The sequence below is a fragment of the Rhizobium sp. 18055 genome, from assembly GCF_902706285.1.
Classification (GTDB): Bacteria; Pseudomonadota; Alphaproteobacteria; order Rhizobiales; family Rhizobiaceae; genus Rhizobium.
Genome location: NZ_CACSKD010000001.1, coordinates 278,060 through 293,503 on the forward strand (window position 1 = coordinate 278,060; position 15,444 = coordinate 293,503).

The following is a 15,444-nucleotide window of genomic DNA, read 5'->3' on the forward strand; positions in this document are numbered from 1 at the left end:
GGGTGCTGCGACCCAACATTTCAAAGAAATTCCGTCGTTCCATTTGGAGGCTAGGCCGCGGTAATGAGGGGGTACGGCCTAGCCTCTTTCGATCGCGAACGATCTGGCTGATGATTTCCAATGCCGGCGCGTCGAGAATTCGGCCCCAATGTTGGGAATTGTTGCTGGAGTGTTATGTTTGTTTGCCTTTTGCAGCGCTTCCGTCGGCGGCAGCCCGCCCACACTATCCGCCCGTGCTCTAAAAGATCGGGCGATCCTTCCAAAGCAAACATCAGGCATCTCCGCGTCGCCAGGATTGCGGACCGATCGCATGTAGGTGGGGTTGAACGGATCTGAGCTGCCGGTCAATCGAGGCCCGCCATGACAGGCAACGTCCGGTCGCGGATGGTCGAAAACGCGGGCATGAGCGTGTTGTTGATCAGCACATAGACGTTGAAATCGGCGCGGCTGGGCATCGCCGCTTTCCCGGCACCGGCAAGAATGGCGTCGGGGATCATCCGAGTGCATCTCATGGAAATTGTGGTCTCCATGGCGCGCATTCAACATCAACTTGGCGCCTAGATCGCCAGCGGAACTATGATGGTCTGAAGCAGCCCGTTGGGCCGTCTGTTAGTAAGTTCGACCGTGCCACTGAACCGGGCGATGATCTCACGTGCAATGGCCATTCCCAGACCGGCGCCCGGAAAGGTTTTTCGTCTTGCCGCATCGACGCGAAAAAACGGCTCGAACACATGAACCATCAGGTCTTCGGGAATGCCGGGTCCATCGTCTTCTACGGTGACGATCGCTGACATGCCATTCGCGGTAACGGATACCCGCGCGCCATCGCCGTGGGTCGCAGCATTGACGATCAGATTGGTCAAGGCACGTCGAAGAGCGATGGGGCCTGCACGCACCGTCGCTCTCTTGAGCAGCCCGGTCTCCGCCGCATAGCCTGCCTGCTGAACGGAGGTCACGATTTCCCGGATCAGCAGATCAAGCGAAACCGCCTCCAACGTGTCCTGGTTGACCTCTTCGCGGACAAGGCTGATAGCGCTGTCGGCGATCTGATCGAGTTCATTGAGATCGGACAGCCATTTCGATCGCTCCTCATCATCCGTGATGAACTCTGCTCTCAGACGCATGCGGGTCATCGGCGTGCGCAGGTCGTGCCCGGCCGCAGCGACAAGCCGCATCCGGCTTTCGATGGCAACCTTCAAATGTCTGGAAAGCCGGTTCAATGCCTGAGCTGTGGCCCGCACCTCGGCCGGCCCGATCTCCGGCACCAGTCCCAACTCGCCATTCGGCCCCACCGATGAAACGGCGTTGTCGATGATCCGCAGCGGCATGGTGATCTTGGTCGCCGCAAACAGCGAGACCACAGCGCTGCCGATGAGGATCAGAAAAATCCAGCCGGCAAAGACGTAGGCCCCGCCGGGTGGCGGTCTGTTGCTCGGCAGGACCGTGACCAGCCAACGACCATCTGGAAGGCGGATGGAGGCCGTGACCTCAAGCGACTGGGGGCCGGGCGTTACGCGTATGTCTGTATCGAGGCCTGCAACACGCGCCGCATTGGTCAGATGCTCCGATTCCCCGTTGTCCAATTGTCCAGACGCAGGTTTGGGATCGACCTGAACCCCAACGTCTGCAACAGTCTGCCGATCGAGACTTGCGACCTTCATCAGCGTCCGTATTTCGCTGATCGTCGCCTGCAAATTGCCATCCTGAGAGGGTGGCTGCAGGGCGAGCATGGCTGCAAGCGTCGCAAGGCCAACGACCGCCGCGATCGACAGGATGAGCAAGACGGCAATGCGCATGCGCAAGCTGGTCATACTGCGTCCCTATCGATCTCGACCGGCACCGCCAGTTGATATCCGCCATTGCGGACGGTCCGGAAAAGCGTTTCGGCGGTGTTGGCCGCAAGCTTTTTGCGCAGTCGGCTGATCAGGACGTCGATGGAGCGGTTGAAAGGGTCAGCCTGACGCCCTTGCGTCAACTCAGAGAGTTGATCGCGAGACAGAAGCCGGCCCGGACGATCGAGGAAGACCTGCAGCAAGTCGAACTCGGCACCAGTCAATTCAACGATATCGCCATCAGCCGTTGTCAACCGGCGTCGTGCCGGCTCGGCAACATAGATGTCGAACCGGTAAGACCCGACGACATCAGGCTCGCTCTCCTGCTGCCTTGTCCGACGCAGGACAGCATTGATGCGCGCGATCAGTTCCCGGGGCACAAAGGGCTTGACCATGTAGTCATCGGCGCCGATTTCGAGGCCGATGATCCGATCGACATCCTCCTTGAGTGCAGTCAGAAGGATGATGGGAACCTGATCGCCGCGATCTCTTAGCGATCGGCACAGGTTAAGACCGGAACCATCGGGCAGCATCACGTCAAGCACCACAAGATCAGGCTTCATATCGACAAGCAGGCGTTCGCATTGTGCGCAATTGGCAGCAATGGAGGTGCGAAACCCCTGCTGCGCAAGATACCGACTGGTAAGCGTGCGGATTTCCCCGTCGTCATCGACGATCAGAATATGCTTGTTCATCTACCGTTTCACCTCAGCGAGCGAGTGGCGATCTATTACAAGATGCCGAACAGAAATCATGCAAATCTTTGTCTCAAAAGATTGCTGAATGGTCCTCTGCAACAACTGGTTACAAAACTCCGCTGTTCCGCCGTGAGGTGCCGGCGTCAGGTCTGCAACAACAGCAGATCACGCACGGGATTGGGTTGGCTAAGAGCCCGCGCTGCCCTTTCCACCGAAGTCTCCCGTTCGATCGCACGGATTGTCCTTGACGACAATTCTCGGACCGTCCGTGTCTCCCGTCCTGGTCGCATTCGACAGTGCCGCCGGTGTGACGGCTTGGGCTGCAACATGCGTTACGCAAGAGAGCGAGGATGCTGCTGTGCACGCCACGAGAACCGGGCGGTATCGCCGGTGCGTCATAATCTGGCCTTTCTGAATGCCACTGTCCGGCCACTGAGATGGCTTCATATCACGCTGACTTGGTGTTCCTGCCCCAATGGAGATCAACGAGAAGCCTCTGAACGCCTTAGAAACTGCGATATTCAACATGACGCATTCGGTCAAGTTTACGGACTGCGGAGTTTTGTAACGAACTGTAACCAAAAACATGGCCTTGGCGCAGCCTGGCCAGCCATCCGGCACCCGACGAAAGTCGGCCGCTGGCGCGAGAGGGTCGATGGCCCAGCGCTTTTCGGCCGAGGGCGAATGGAACGTGGCTGGCCGTCGGCATGGAGGGCGGCCAGTTGGAGGCGAGAACCGAGAAACGTTCATTTACAAAACAGCCGCTATTGGAAATTTTACGTCACACCGGCGCCGCATCGACGACATCGAGCAAACCTAATTCTCGACCGACAATCAGTTGGAAGAGATCCAGTTACGATGCGCAACACGACCCTACTCCTCCTCGCCACGGTTGGTCTGGGCCTCTCCCATACCAGCGTAATGTCTCAGGAATTGCCCGCGCCGACGCCGCAGTGCCGGGCGATGGAGCCAGGCGCTGTCGAACAGAAGGGCAACCAGCCTCCAGCCGCGTGGATGCCTCCACCCCCGCACGCGCCGGAGATGATGGGTTCGCCCCGCCCGGACAATGGTCTCGGCCTTGCGGGAGCCCTGTCCTCGGTCGAGACCCTCGTTGGCATCAGGTCGAACCAGTTGGATGTGTGGCGCGATTACAGCTCGGCCGTCATTGCGTTTCTTCAAGAACCGATGCCCGACAGTATGCAGCATCGAGCACTGCCCGAATTCGGCGCACGCAAGGATGCCGGGCCAATGATGGACGTGCTGGCAGATGCGGCGATCGCACACGGCAACGCAGCCCTTCGCGTCAAGGTCACGCTGGAAGCTTTGGAGAAGATCCTGACGCCGGAGCAGACCAAGCTGCTGGCATCAGCTGAGGACGAGTTGATGCGCGGAGCAATGGGAGAAGTCCCACCCGAGCAAGGCCCTCCCCACATTCACGACAGATTCGATCCGATGTTTGAAGGCCATCAACCGCGGCCATAGGGCACGTTAGCGACGGCCGTTTCGAGCCGCGATTTCATCATTTCTTTTCCAATCAACACATTACGGTGCCTGCTATGACAAACAACAACCTTCGCGCTCACGGACAGTTTGATGCCGCCAAGTTCGCGCGCGTCCGCAAGATGATCGAGCGAACCGATATGCATGCGTCGCGCCTGATCCCCTGGGCAATCTGCGACCTGGTTGCCGGATCGTTGAGCGAGCAACATTCCAATCAGTACGTCGTCGAGAGCCTGCCGCCGTTATACCTAGCAATGAGCAAGCTGCTCCGTGCTGCGGGCACTTACAGGCAGGCACCTGCGCCACAGAATTTCGCCGCCGCCAAGCATGAATTGCTGGTCGCATTGGAAACGGTCTGCGACGAAGTTCGCGTGAGTTATGAGCCGCAGCTTTCGCAACTCGCCGGTTGAATGATGAAATCAGCGGCACCTCCCCGGCCACAGCGATCGTCAAGCCGATGTCTTCGCCGCGACCGAAGCTCGCGCGACCGTGACGATTGCGACACAAGACAAGACGACATTGGTCGCCATGTCTTCGGGAGGTTTCCTGATCCAGAAGGAAACAACTATGCTAGAAGCGCTCTTGCGTCCTTGCCGTCATACTCGGTTTCGAAATCGCGCGCGGCCTGTTTGGTGGGTATCGTTATGACCACGTAGCGCTGCCCTGCCTCCGGGTCCTCCTGTCGGGCGAGATCGAGCATCCAAACGGTCATCGGCGACGTGCGACTTAGCGCCATCAATGCTTCCATATCGTCGTCATCCTCGCTGTCGATGGCGAACGGGAGCTGATACACGTAGGTCCGCTGGTCCTTCGATCCGCTGAGATTGTCATTGAACCAATCCCACACGGCCTCTGCGTCCACGGGGAATGCCGGCAATTCCAGGTTCAGGTGAACGACATCGCGGGCGAAGATGACCTCGCCTTCGAAGAGGGCATGTATGCCCAGGAAGTATTCCGAATTGTCGAGGTTGTCGTTCAGCGCTTCGCGCAGTTCATTCAAGCTAGACGGTGTTTCAAACATCATTTTCTCCAGATCAAATATAATCTGGATTGAAATTTCATTTTGTCTAGATTTTCTAAGTCACACCAAGACAAAAAAATTCCAGCCGACGTTCATTTCCCCTTTCTGTCGTCGATCACTTGACTCCCATACCGTTGATGGCACGTTATTCTTCCGTATTTCTGGGAGAGAGCAATGTTCGATGAGGGACGCCAGTACACATTCGTAATGATCGAGGGGACCTCGGATGGCTGGGGCGAGATGACATTCTCGGAGGTTGTGTCGCAAGTTGACGGCCCGCTGCTGCGGCTGGCGGATGGCCGCGTGATTAACAGCCACTCCTCGCTCTTCGTGAGCGCAACACCCGAGCCCGCTCTTTTGTCGGAAAGTGCATTCGAGGACGCCTGATCGCACAATGGCGGGATGGACGCCAATCGCGACCGTTTGGGAAAAGCCGCCGAAGCGAAGAAGGGGTTCGAAGCCAGGAGGCTCGAACCCCTTTTCAATAAGGCCTCTGCACTGCACTGCACTGCACATGCTGCACGTATGCCCTTGCAGCGAGAAGAGATTGCGCCGAACTGGTTAACGACGGCCTAACGTTGGAACGCGTTTGGCGCGCTTGATATGTGCCGCGTTTTCGAATGTGGTTGCCATCGGCAACACTGACAGCACAGCGGCGCCAACCGGTGGCGCCCCCCAACACTCTGTATGAATGACGTTGCCCTCCCAAGAATGACGGCTTGCCGGTGGTACATGGCTCGACGATCCACTATGACGCTCTTCGGAACAGACCAAGGATGCCTCGTGAATAAGATTTCCGATCTCGTCGCTTCAGCCAAAACCGTTCACGATCGATACCTCGCGGGCCGCATGGAGCGCGAGACCGTCAGGGAATGGGCCATCCGCCTGGGTGGATATCCGCAGCCGCATGGCGACCGTGTTCGCGAAGCAGCCGAATGGTTTCGTGTTGCCCGACCAGACCCTGTGCCTGTCGAGGTCAAGCTGATCGATCTCGAGCGGCTCGCGGCAATATTCGCAGCCTGATTGGACAGGGCCGGCAGGTCCGAATTTTGCTGGCAGCGCCTATCGACGCGCTGCCCAGTCGAGGCCGCGACGCAAAATCAAGCCCATATAGGGATGATCGAACTCGGCCGCGACGTGGCCGAGTGCTGAATAGAAGATGCGACCGGCGCCGAAGGTGCGCTTGAACACGACGGGCATCGTGACATCCCTCGTCGCCTCGTCATAGTCGCCATTGAAGGTGGTGGTGGCCAGGATATCGACCGATGGGTCGTAGTGCAGATAATATTGCTCCGAACGATAATCAAAATCCGGAATGCCCTGCATCACAGGGTCGTCCGTGCGGCTGATCGAGACGCGAAAGTCGATGATGCTGCCGGGATGGGCTACCCAGGTGACCCCTGAGACATAGCGGAATGGCGCGCTCTCCTTGAACGAGGTCGCGAGCGCGCCGTGATGCCCGCCGAGGCCAAGACCGCCACGGACGGCTTTGACGAGCGCTTCAGCGTGCGGCTTCTCCAGCATCTCACCTGTAATGATGGGCACGAGCAAATCGGCGTCAGCGACAGCAGGCGAGCAGAAGATGCCGAGATCGTTCGTAACCTCGGTGGTGAAGCCGTCCTGCGCGAGCATTTCGCCAACGATGCCCGCGCATTCTTCCGGCTCATGGCCCTGCCAGCCGCCCCAAACGATGATCGCCTTGCGCATGATGCTCCTCAATAGCTGATGGTCATGCGGCGCCGGGCAGGTTGCCGGCGCCGCGAGATAGGCGGCTTGCCTATCCGGCCGGATAACGCCGACGTCAGCTCCGGATCGTCGCCTTGCCTTCCTCGACCAGCCGCGCTGCAGCGTCTGCAGGTGTGATCCGCTCGAATGCCAATTCGTCGGCGATCGGACGCAGCACACGCTGGTCGAACTCCGTCGATCCCAATGGCGCAGGCGCCGGATAGTCGCCGACCTGGTCCTTCAGCAGGTTGACGTATTTCACCGTATCCTGTTCCGTCGGATTGAGATTCGGGAGGATTGCCTCGCGCACCGCCGGCGACATCGGAACCCCACGCTCGACGCCAAGAATCTTGCCGGCCTCGGCATCGTTGACGAAGAAGTTGATGAACTTTGCAGCTGCCTCGCCGTTCTTGGTCGTCGCGCCGACGCTCCAGATCAGTGCCGGGCGATAGTAATGGCCCGATGGGCCACCCTTCTTCTCGCGCGGCAGCATGGTGATGGCAAGCTTGCTCTTGGAAATCAGCTGGTAACCGACGAGCTGGTTCGAATAGGCCATGCCCATCGCAGACTTTCCAAGCGCCAGGCAATTGGTATCGATGGTGTTCTGGTCCAGCGTCTGGACGTCCGCAGCGACCGTACCGCCCTTCTTGCGTAGCTCTTCCCAGAAATTGTACCACGCCTTGGCATCCTCGACATCGAAACCAAGCGTGGCATCCTTATAGAGGCTCTTTCCCCGCTGACGCAGCCAGGCGTCGAACACGTAGGCGTAGCGGGCGCCGTAAGGTCCACCTGCATAATTGGCCTTGCCCCCGGCTTTGGTGAGTTCGACAGCGAGCTTGGCATATTCGTCCCAGGTGAGATCCGGCGTCGGCAGCGGAATGCCGGCTTTCTCGAAAGCGGTCTGATCGAAGAACAGCGCGAAGGAATTGAGCCCGAGACCGATGCCGTAGAGCTTTCCATCCACGGTCGTCAGCTTCAACACGTCCTTGCCAAAGGCATCGACCTTCAGCGTCGAGGGAACGAATTCATCAAGCGGCAGGCAGGCGCCGCGCTTGGAGTAATCGGAAATCGTTCCGGGCTCGAGCTGGAAGACATCGGCAATCGCGCGGCCGGCCATCTGGGTCGCGAGCTTGGTCCAATAGCCGTCGCCACTCAGCGACTCTCCGACGATGGTGACGCCAGGCGTCTTGCCTTGATACAATTTGGCAACGTCGAGCGTGCGTTTCGTGCGGTCGTTGGAGCCCCACCACATGGCGCGCAGCTGCGCGTCGTCGGCAAAAGCGGGAATGGCGCTACCGGCGCCGAATGCCAAGCCGGTCGCGATACCGGCCGAGCCCACGATGAATGAACGGCGATTGATCTGCATGTTGATCCTCCTCTTGGCTGCCCTTGGCGTCCTCCAACGTCGTCGGGCATTTCGCAAACAGATTACGCAATAAATTATCTTTTGCAATATTTTATCTTTTTCTTGCAAATTTGCATCATTTGCATAACTGTTGGCCATGAACGAAATCAAATCCCGGCGGCCACGCCAAGCCGATATCGCCGCATCAGCGGGCGTGTCCATAGCCACCGTCTCTCGTGTGCTTGCCAACGAGCCCGGCATCAGCGGCAGCGTGCGCGAGCACATTTTGCGCGTGGCAGCCGAACACGGCTACGAAACGAAGACGGCATCCACCTCGCTGCCAGGGACACTGGCGCTGATTGCCAGCGATGGCGCGACGGGCGGGCTCAGTGTCTTCTATGAGTCGATTGTCGAAGGACTGCGCGCGGGCTCTTCAGAGGTTTCAATGCCTTTCGAGGTGAGGCTGATCCGCGAGGATCGCGCAACGCCCGAGGTGATCGGCGACTACATGAAGACGGCCAAGGCGGACGGGTTGTTTCTCGTTGGCATTGATCCGAGTTCGGCCCTCCGTCGATGGATCGATGCCGAGAAAATCTCGGTCGTGCTGGTCAATGGCACCGACCCGCAGCTGCGCATTGACGGCGTTTCGCCGGCGAATTTCTTTGGCGCCTTGCAGGCAGCCAGCCGGCTTCTGGCGGCAGGGCACCGCAAGATCCTGCATTTCACCGGCTCGCATCGCAACACCATTCGCGAGCGTGTTCGTGGCTTTGATGCGGCTATCGACGCGGTCGACGGAGCAACGGGGCGGATTGTTCCGATGAGCTTTCAGGGGAGCGCCAGCCGCGAGGCGCACGAGTTGATGAGTGCTATCCTCTCCGAGAAGGCAGGCTTCACTGCCGCGTTCTGCATGAACGACTTCATCGCAGTCGGCGTTCTCGAGGCGGTGACCGAGGCAGGTCTTCGCGTACCAGAGGATTTCGCGATCGTCGGCTTCGACGACCTGCCCTGCGCCGTCATGACCAATCCGCCGCTGTCCACCATGCGGGTCGATCGCGCCGCGCTCGGCCGTGAGGCCATTGGGCTGATGGCAGCGCGCTTCAGCAATCGGGCAGCACCCGCCCGCCATGTCTGCCACGCGGTCGTGCCGGTCGCTGGCGGAACCGTACCGATGCCCGCAACCGACGAGTGATACAGATGACCTATGATCCGGCCAGCGCCAATCCGCTCGCGGGCAATCCGCTGGAAACGCGCGAGGATATGAGCCGCGCACTGCACGATCTGTTCGAGCCGCTGCTTCCCTACTTCTCCGAGGGCAACGCCCGCGTTCGCCTCGATGGCGCGGCAGCGCATTTTGACAGGGCAGCAGCCGATCTCGAAGGCTTTGCCCGCCCGCTCTGGGGCCTAGCGCCGTTGGGGGCCGGCCAGGGTGACTTTGCCCATTGGCATCGCTATGCCGAAGGCCTTGCCAACGGAACCGACCCCAGCCACCCGGAATATTGGGGCGCCGTCAACGGCCGCGACCAGCGCATGGTGGAACTTGCGGCACTCGGCTTTGCACTGGCGTTGGTTCCCGACAAAATATGGGAGCCGCTAAGCGCGACTGCGCGTGCCAACGTCATCGCCTATCTCAAGCATGCGCGGCAATTCGACTATGCCGACAACAACTGGAAATTCTTCCGCATCTTCGTCGATATCGCGCTCGATCGCGTCGGCGCCGATTTCGACCGCAGCCTGACGAAGCAATATCTTGAAGAGCTCGAAGGTTTCTATATCGGCGATGGCTGGTACCGCGACGGCAATGTGCGCCGGATCGACCACTACATTCCCTTCGCCATGCATTTCTATGGGCTGATCTATTCCAAGCTTGTCGATGACGACTATGCGAAGCGGTACCGCGAGCGGGCCGTTCTCTTTGCCAGGGATTTCCAAAAATGGTTTGCGCCGGATGGCGCCACCGTCCCGTTCGGGCGCAGCCTCACCTATCGCTTCGCCTGCGCCGGCTTCTGGTCGGCGCTGGCCTTTGCGGATGTCGAAGCCTTGCCGTGGGGCGAGGTCAAGCATCTCTGCCTGCAGCATCTGCGCTGGTGGCGAGACAAGCCGATAAGCAATCGCGACGGCATCCTGTCGATCGGCTTCGGCTATCCCAATCTGCTGATGTCGGAAAGCTACAATTCGGCAGGATCGCCTTATTGGGCGTTCAAGGCCTTCCTGCCGCTCGCGATCCCGGCGGAGCATCCATTCTGGACTTCGGCAGAAGAAGCCTCGGCCTCGTCGGAAAGCGTCTCCCCGCAACGCCATCCCGGTATGGTCCTGATGCGCGCCGGTAGCGATGTCGTGGCGCTTTCGTCAGGACAGGAAAATCTCCAGATGCGCTTCGGTACGGAGAAATATGCGAAGTTTGCCTATTCTGCGCGATACGGCTTCAGTGTTGAAGCCGACGAGCGGAGTTTTGCGGGCGGAGCGTTCGATTCGGCGCTTGCCTTCAGCGATGACGGCCTGCACTACCGCGTGCGCGAGACCAATGCCGAAGCCAAGCTTGCCGGCGATGTGCTTTATTCGAAATGGGCGCCGTTCCGTGACGTATCCGTCGAGACCTGGTTGGTACCCGCTTCGCCGTGGCATATCCGCATCCACCGGATCAACTCGCCGCGCGCGTTGCAGACAGCCGAGGGCGGCTTTGCGATCGCCAAGCGCGATTTCGATCTCGATACACTTTCGGCAGAACAGGGCAGCTCCCATGTCATCGGGGAAACCGATTTCTCCGGGATCGTCGATCTGGGATCGAGCGTGAAGCGGATGGGCCTTGCTCAAAAGGCGCTGCCCAACACCAACATGATCGTTGCCAAGACGCTGGTGCCGCAGCTGCGCGGTGAAATTCCGGCGGGTGAAAGTATCCTGATCACCGCAGTTGTCGCACTCGACGATCCAGCAGCTCAGTCGACTATATGGCCAAAGCTGCCGGAGGCTCCAGATGTTGCAGCGCTGATGGCCAAGGTCGAGAGCGAGGGCATCACTGTCAGCGCATTCGAAGCCCCGGGCCAGATGTCATGAGGCGTCCGGGCATCTTGCTGGCCATGCAGCCGGATCGGACCGAGCATGTGCTGCCCGATCACCTGCTCGACCGTCTGGAAATGCTCGGCAGGCTGCTCGACCGCGAGCCATTGCAGACCTTCGGCGACGACCGCGCCAAACGACTTTTGCCTGACGCTGACATCCTGATCACCGGCTGGGGCGCACCCTATGTCGGGCGCGATGTGCTATCAGCCGCACCGGGCCTGAGGATGATTGCCCACGCTGCGGGAACGGTGAAGGGGCTGATAGGCCAGGAGGTGTTCGAGGCGAGTATTGCCGTCAGCCATGCCGCCGAAGCCAACTCGATTCCGGTTGCCGAGTTCACGCTTGCCGCCATCCTTTTCGCCGGCAAGCAGATATTCCGTTTTCGCGACCTCTACGCCGCAGACCGAAATCGCGACCGCACCCATTCGATGCAGCGGCTTCCAATCGGAAATTACGGCCGCACCGTCGGCATCGTCGGCGCATCCCGTATCGGTCGCCGCGTCATCGATGTTCTGAAGCCTTTCGATTTCAATATCATTCTGTTCGATCCTACTCTTGATTCCGAAGCATGCGCAGCGCTCGGCGCGGAGAAAGCCGACCTCTCCACGCTGATGCGGCGTGCCGACATTGTCTCGCTGCATGCACCATCCCTGCCATCCACGCATCACCTGCTTGATGCTCATCACCTTGCGTTGATGAAGGACGGGGCAACGCTGATCAACACGGCACGGGGCGCCGTCATCGACGAGGTGGCGCTGCTTGCCACCCTCGCGACCGGGCGGATCGACGCGATTATCGATGTCACGGATCCGGAGGTGCCCGACGCATCATCCGCCTTCTACGATCTTCCGAATGTCTTCCTGACCCCGCACATCGCAGGGGCCGTCGGACTTGAGCGCACACGGCTTGGCGAAATGGCGATTGACGAGATCGGCCGCTTCCTGCGCGGCGAACCGCTCGAATACGGGATCACGCTCGCCGATCTCGCAGGAATGGCATGAGGCGGTCCGCCGATTGCCTCACGATCGCATTGAAGTTTGCCGCACGGCCGCATTGACCACCGCAGCATTGGCGTTGGCAGCACCTTCCGCTCTCACCCGCGGCAGGCTCGACGGATATTCGCGCTGCACGAACTCGATGATTTTTTCGCGAACTTCGCAGCGGATATCGAAGGTCTTCGGTGCATTGGAGGCCGAGACGAGGATACGGATTTCCATGACGGCATCGCGGAAATCGGTGACCTGAACAGAAACCACCCGCTTGTCCCACAGCTTCGACGCTGCCGCGATCTCCTCCACCTTGGAGCGGATCACCGACACCGGCACCGAATAGTCGAGATAGATCATGACGGTGCCGATCAGCGCCGATCCCTCGCGGGTCCAGTTCTGAAACGGGTTTTCGATGAAATAGCTGAGCGGCAGGATCATTCTCCGCCAGTCCCAGAGTTTGACCACGACATAGGTGGAGGTGATTTCCTCGACATTGCCCCACTCCCCTTCAACGAGCAACGCATCGTCGATACGGATCGGCTGGGTCACCGCCAGCTGGATGCCGGCAAACACGTTCTTCAGCACCGGCTGCAGCGCCAGACCGAGCACAATACCGGCAACACCGGCAGAGGCGAGCAAGCTGACGCCATACTGCTGCACCGCCGGAAAGGTCATCAGCGCTGCAGCGATGGTGATGGCGACGATCATGAAGGAAGCGATGCGCTCGACAATCCGCGACTGGGTGACATGGGTGCGTGCGAGCAGGTTGTCTTCGGTATCGAGTTTGAACCGGCGAAGATAGACCGTCATCCAGATGTGAAGGCTGTTCTTGGTGGTCCAGCCGAGCACCGCGATGAAGCCCAGCAGCAGCATATGACGGATCACCTCGGCCTGCACGATCGTCAGCGGCGCGATGGTGGCGCCAAACGACAAGGTGAAGGTGAGAACGCCGAGGCGCAGTGGACGCTTGCCGCGCGAGACAAGCGAGCGCCAGAAGAGGTCCCGCGTCTCGACCAGCCGCGTGAGAAAGCGAAATGCAAAGCGATGCATCATGAGGCCGACGACAAAGGCAGCCGCGAGAACGCCGATGCTGACGAGCCAGGCCGGCAGCCAAGCCGTGTCTGTTTGAAATTCCTGAATGAAGTGTTCCATGCTGCATCAGCTAGGGTGCAATGCAGCATGGGAAAGGCCAGTCACAAAAATTCTTGGCCGTTGCGATCTTCCGAAGGGCGTCTTCGCGACGCAATCGAGGCCGTTCCCGACCCCGAGGCATGCTTATGCCGAAGCGAGCTTGTCCTGTGTCTTCGTCTCGAAATCGGATGCGTCATGACGTTCGTGCAACTGGCTCGATGGCTCACCGAAGGTGCGGTTGACCATGCGCCCGCGCTGTACCGCCGCACGCTCACCAATGGTGTTGGCCCAGCGCTGGACGTTTTTGTAGTCCTCGACCTGCAGGAACTCCGCGGCTCCATAAAGCCAGCCCTTGACCAGGCCACCATACCAGGGCCAGACGGCAATATCGGCAATCGTGTACTCAGAGCCTGCCAGATATTCGCTTTCGGCAAGCCGGCGATCAAGGACATCGAGCTGGCGCTTTGTTTCCATGGCGAACCGGTCGATCGCATATTCGATCTTGCTTGGTGCGTAAGCGTAGAAGTGGCCGAAGCCGCCGCCAAGATAGGGCGCGCTGCCCATCTGCCAGAACAGCCAAGAGAAACATTCGGCGCGGGCGGCCGGCTCAGTCGGCAGGAAGGCTCCGAATTTTTCGGCAAGGTAGGTGAGGATCGAGCCCGATTCGAAGACGCGGACCGGGTGGGCGCCGCTGCGATCCATCAGAGCCGGTATCTTCGAGTTGGGGTTGATATCGACGAAGCCGCTTGCGAACTGATCGCCATCGCCGATCTTGATCAACCATGCGTCATACTCGGCGCCGCCATGACCAAGCGCCAGCAGTTCCTCGAGCAAGATCGTCACCTTGACGCCGTTGGGTGTACCCAGCGAATAGAGTTGCAGGGGATGGCGGCCGATCGGCAGTTCCTTGTCATGGGTTGGGCCGGCGATCGGACGGTTGATGCTGGCGAAGCGCCCGCCGCTTTCCTTGTTCCACGTCCAGACTGCAGGTGGCGTATAATCGGTCGAAGTGGCCATTCTCGATCTCCTGTGAAGTCATGCCTGTGCACGATATGCGTTGGATGGATAATTCCGGGTTTTCGATCTGAGGACCTGCGTTACGCCTGCCGCTCGAGACGACCGGTGCCAGCGATGGAAGGAACAATGCCCCTGCCTGCCTCGGCGATCATCTCGAAAGATGTCAGCCGTTCACCATGATCATAGACGTCAGACACGATCATCAACTCGTCGGCTGCGGTTTCGTCGATCAGTGCCTGCAGGCCGGAGCGGACGGTTTGCGCCGAACCGACGATCGACCGCGCCAGCATCTGGCCTGCCTGCGCTTTTTCCATCGGTGACCAGTATGCTTCGATATCGTCGATCGGAGGCTGGCTGAGGCCGCGGGCGCCGCGGAAAATATTGGCAAACGACATCTGCTGGGTCGTCGCCAGGCGCCGCGCCTTGGCGTCGGTCTCGGCGGCGATCACATTGACACCCACCATCGCATAAGGCTTCGCCAGCTGCTCGGATGGCTTGAAGCGTGTCCTGTAAATCTGCAGCGCAGGCAACAGAAGCTCTGGCGCGAAGTGCGATGCGAACGCATAGGGAAGACCGAGTTCGGCAGCCAGCATTGCGCCGAAATTGCTGGAACCGAGGATCCAGAGCGGCACTTCGGTGCCGGCCGCAGGCACTGCCTGGATGCGCTGGTTGGGACCCGCAGGTGCCAGAAAGGCCTGCAACTCCATGACATCCTGAGGAAATTGATCGGCCGCCTCCGGCGCGCGGCGCAGAGCCCTAAGCGTCATCTGATCGGTGCCGGGCGCACGCCCCAGCCCCAGATCGATGCGATCGGGAAAAAGACGCGCCAGCGTTCCGAATTGTTCCGCGATCACATAGGGAGAATGGTTGGGAAGCATGATGCCGCCGGCGCCAACGCGGATCGTCTTCGTACCCGCAGCGATGTGGGCAAGGACGACGGATGTGGCAGCGCTGGCAATGCCAGCCATATTGTGATGTTCAGCGACCCAGATGCGATTGTAGCCCCAATCCTCCGCATGGGCGGCCAGATCGCGGGCATTGTCGAGCGCGCCGCGCGCGTCGGTCTCTTCCGTGACGCGAACGAGTTCGAGGATGGAAAGCGAAGACATGGCAATACCTTTTCGATGAA

The 15,444-nt window shown here is 59.8% G+C and carries 17 protein-coding genes; 7 read left to right on the top strand and 10 right to left on the bottom strand.

The genetic code is table 11. The features are described from left to right. Positions 1-344: 344 nt before the first annotated feature. From GVL52_RS01265 to GVL52_RS01275, 3 genes are read right to left on the bottom strand one after another with little or no spacing between them, the layout of a single operon-like run. Entirely contained in the window at positions 345-512 is a 168-nt protein-coding gene (locus tag GVL52_RS01265) for a hypothetical protein (RefSeq protein WP_160003443.1), read from the bottom strand. A gap of 45 nt (positions 513-557) precedes the next feature. Further along, positions 558-1,811, bottom strand: a complete 1,254-nt coding sequence (locus GVL52_RS01270) for an ATP-binding protein (protein ID WP_160003444.1) — start codon at positions 1,809-1,811, stop codon at positions 558-560. Further along, positions 1,808-2,527 carry a response regulator gene (locus tag GVL52_RS01275; RefSeq protein ID WP_160003445.1) on the bottom strand — a complete coding sequence of 240 codons (720 nt, stop codon included), beginning with the start codon at positions 2,525-2,527 and terminating at the stop codon, positions 1,808-1,810. The genes GVL52_RS01270 and GVL52_RS01275 overlap by 4 nt, the downstream gene beginning before the upstream one ends. Before the next feature lie 861 nt (positions 2,528-3,388). Here GVL52_RS01275 and GVL52_RS01280 point away from each other — a divergent pair. Further along, entirely contained in the window at positions 3,389-4,012 is a 624-nt protein-coding gene (locus GVL52_RS01280) for a hypothetical protein (protein ID WP_160003446.1), read from the top strand. Here the strand turns inward: GVL52_RS01280 and GVL52_RS01285 are convergent. Then, entirely contained in the window at positions 3,997-4,176 is a 180-nt protein-coding gene (locus GVL52_RS01285; protein ID WP_160003447.1) for a hypothetical protein, read from the bottom strand. The genes GVL52_RS01280 and GVL52_RS01285 overlap by 16 nt on opposite strands. On the opposite strand from GVL52_RS01285, the gene GVL52_RS01290 reads away from it, so the two are divergent. Continuing rightward, the gene (locus tag GVL52_RS01290) at positions 4,171-4,440 is read left to right on the top strand and encodes a hypothetical protein (RefSeq protein WP_160003448.1); all 270 of its coding nucleotides are present in this window, start codon (positions 4,171-4,173) and stop codon (positions 4,438-4,440) included. The two genes, GVL52_RS01285 and GVL52_RS01290, sit on opposite strands and share 6 nt — an antisense overlap. A 155-nt stretch (positions 4,441-4,595) precedes the next feature. Here GVL52_RS01290 and GVL52_RS30290 read toward each other — a convergent pair whose 3' ends face one another. Then, on the bottom strand, positions 4,596-5,051 hold the full coding sequence (locus GVL52_RS30290; protein ID WP_200847737.1) for a hypothetical protein: 456 nt from the start codon (positions 5,049-5,051) through the stop codon (positions 4,596-4,598). Between the two features lie 174 nt (positions 5,052-5,225). Between GVL52_RS30290 and GVL52_RS01300 the strand changes: the two genes are divergently transcribed. Further along, positions 5,226-5,438, top strand: a complete 213-nt coding sequence (locus GVL52_RS01300; protein WP_160003449.1) for a hypothetical protein — start codon at positions 5,226-5,228, stop codon at positions 5,436-5,438. A gap of 396 nt (positions 5,439-5,834) precedes the next feature. Continuing rightward, positions 5,835-6,074, top strand: coding sequence for a hypothetical protein (locus GVL52_RS01305; RefSeq protein ID WP_160003450.1), 240 nt, complete (start codon positions 5,835-5,837; stop codon positions 6,072-6,074). 39 nt (positions 6,075-6,113) lie between these two features. Here the strand turns inward: GVL52_RS01305 and GVL52_RS01310 are convergent, their stop codons facing one another. Together GVL52_RS01310 and GVL52_RS01315 are read right to left on the bottom strand one after the other, a co-directional pair. Next, positions 6,114-6,758 (bottom strand): ThuA domain-containing protein, encoded by a 645-nt coding sequence (locus tag GVL52_RS01310; RefSeq protein ID WP_160003451.1) that lies wholly within the window; start codon positions 6,756-6,758, stop codon positions 6,114-6,116. Positions 6,759-6,852: 94 nt separating this feature from the next. Continuing rightward, entirely contained in the window at positions 6,853-8,142 is a 1,290-nt protein-coding gene (locus tag GVL52_RS01315) for an ABC transporter substrate-binding protein (RefSeq protein WP_160003452.1), read from the bottom strand. Positions 8,143-8,278: 136 nt separating this feature from the next. Between GVL52_RS01315 and GVL52_RS01320 the strand changes: the two genes are divergently transcribed. From GVL52_RS01320 to GVL52_RS01330, 3 genes are read left to right on the top strand one after another with little or no spacing between them, the layout of a single operon-like run. After that, entirely contained in the window at positions 8,279-9,310 is a 1,032-nt protein-coding gene (locus tag GVL52_RS01320; RefSeq protein ID WP_160003453.1) for a LacI family DNA-binding transcriptional regulator, read from the top strand. Positions 9,311-9,315: 5 nt separating this feature from the next. Then, positions 9,316-11,172 (top strand): DUF2264 domain-containing protein, encoded by a 1,857-nt coding sequence (locus GVL52_RS01325; protein ID WP_160003454.1) that lies wholly within the window; start codon positions 9,316-9,318, stop codon positions 11,170-11,172. After that, entirely contained in the window at positions 11,169-12,179 is a 1,011-nt protein-coding gene (locus GVL52_RS01330; protein ID WP_160003455.1) for a hydroxyacid dehydrogenase, read from the top strand. The genes GVL52_RS01325 and GVL52_RS01330 overlap by 4 nt, the downstream gene beginning before the upstream one ends. An 18-nt stretch (positions 12,180-12,197) precedes the next feature. On the opposite strand, the gene GVL52_RS01335 is transcribed toward GVL52_RS01330, so the two are convergent. From GVL52_RS01335 to GVL52_RS01345, 3 genes are all read right to left on the bottom strand, one after another. Then, positions 12,198-13,319 (bottom strand): mechanosensitive ion channel family protein, encoded by a 1,122-nt coding sequence (locus tag GVL52_RS01335; protein WP_160003456.1) that lies wholly within the window; start codon positions 13,317-13,319, stop codon positions 12,198-12,200. Positions 13,320-13,442: 123 nt separating this feature from the next. Next, entirely contained in the window at positions 13,443-14,315 is an 873-nt protein-coding gene (gene yghU / locus GVL52_RS01340; protein ID WP_160003457.1) for a glutathione-dependent disulfide-bond oxidoreductase, read from the bottom strand. 80 nt (positions 14,316-14,395) lie between these two features. Next, complete coding sequence (locus tag GVL52_RS01345) at positions 14,396-15,424, bottom strand: LLM class flavin-dependent oxidoreductase (RefSeq protein WP_160003458.1); 1,029 nt, start codon at positions 15,422-15,424, stop codon at positions 14,396-14,398. Positions 15,425-15,444: the final 20 nt, after the last annotated feature.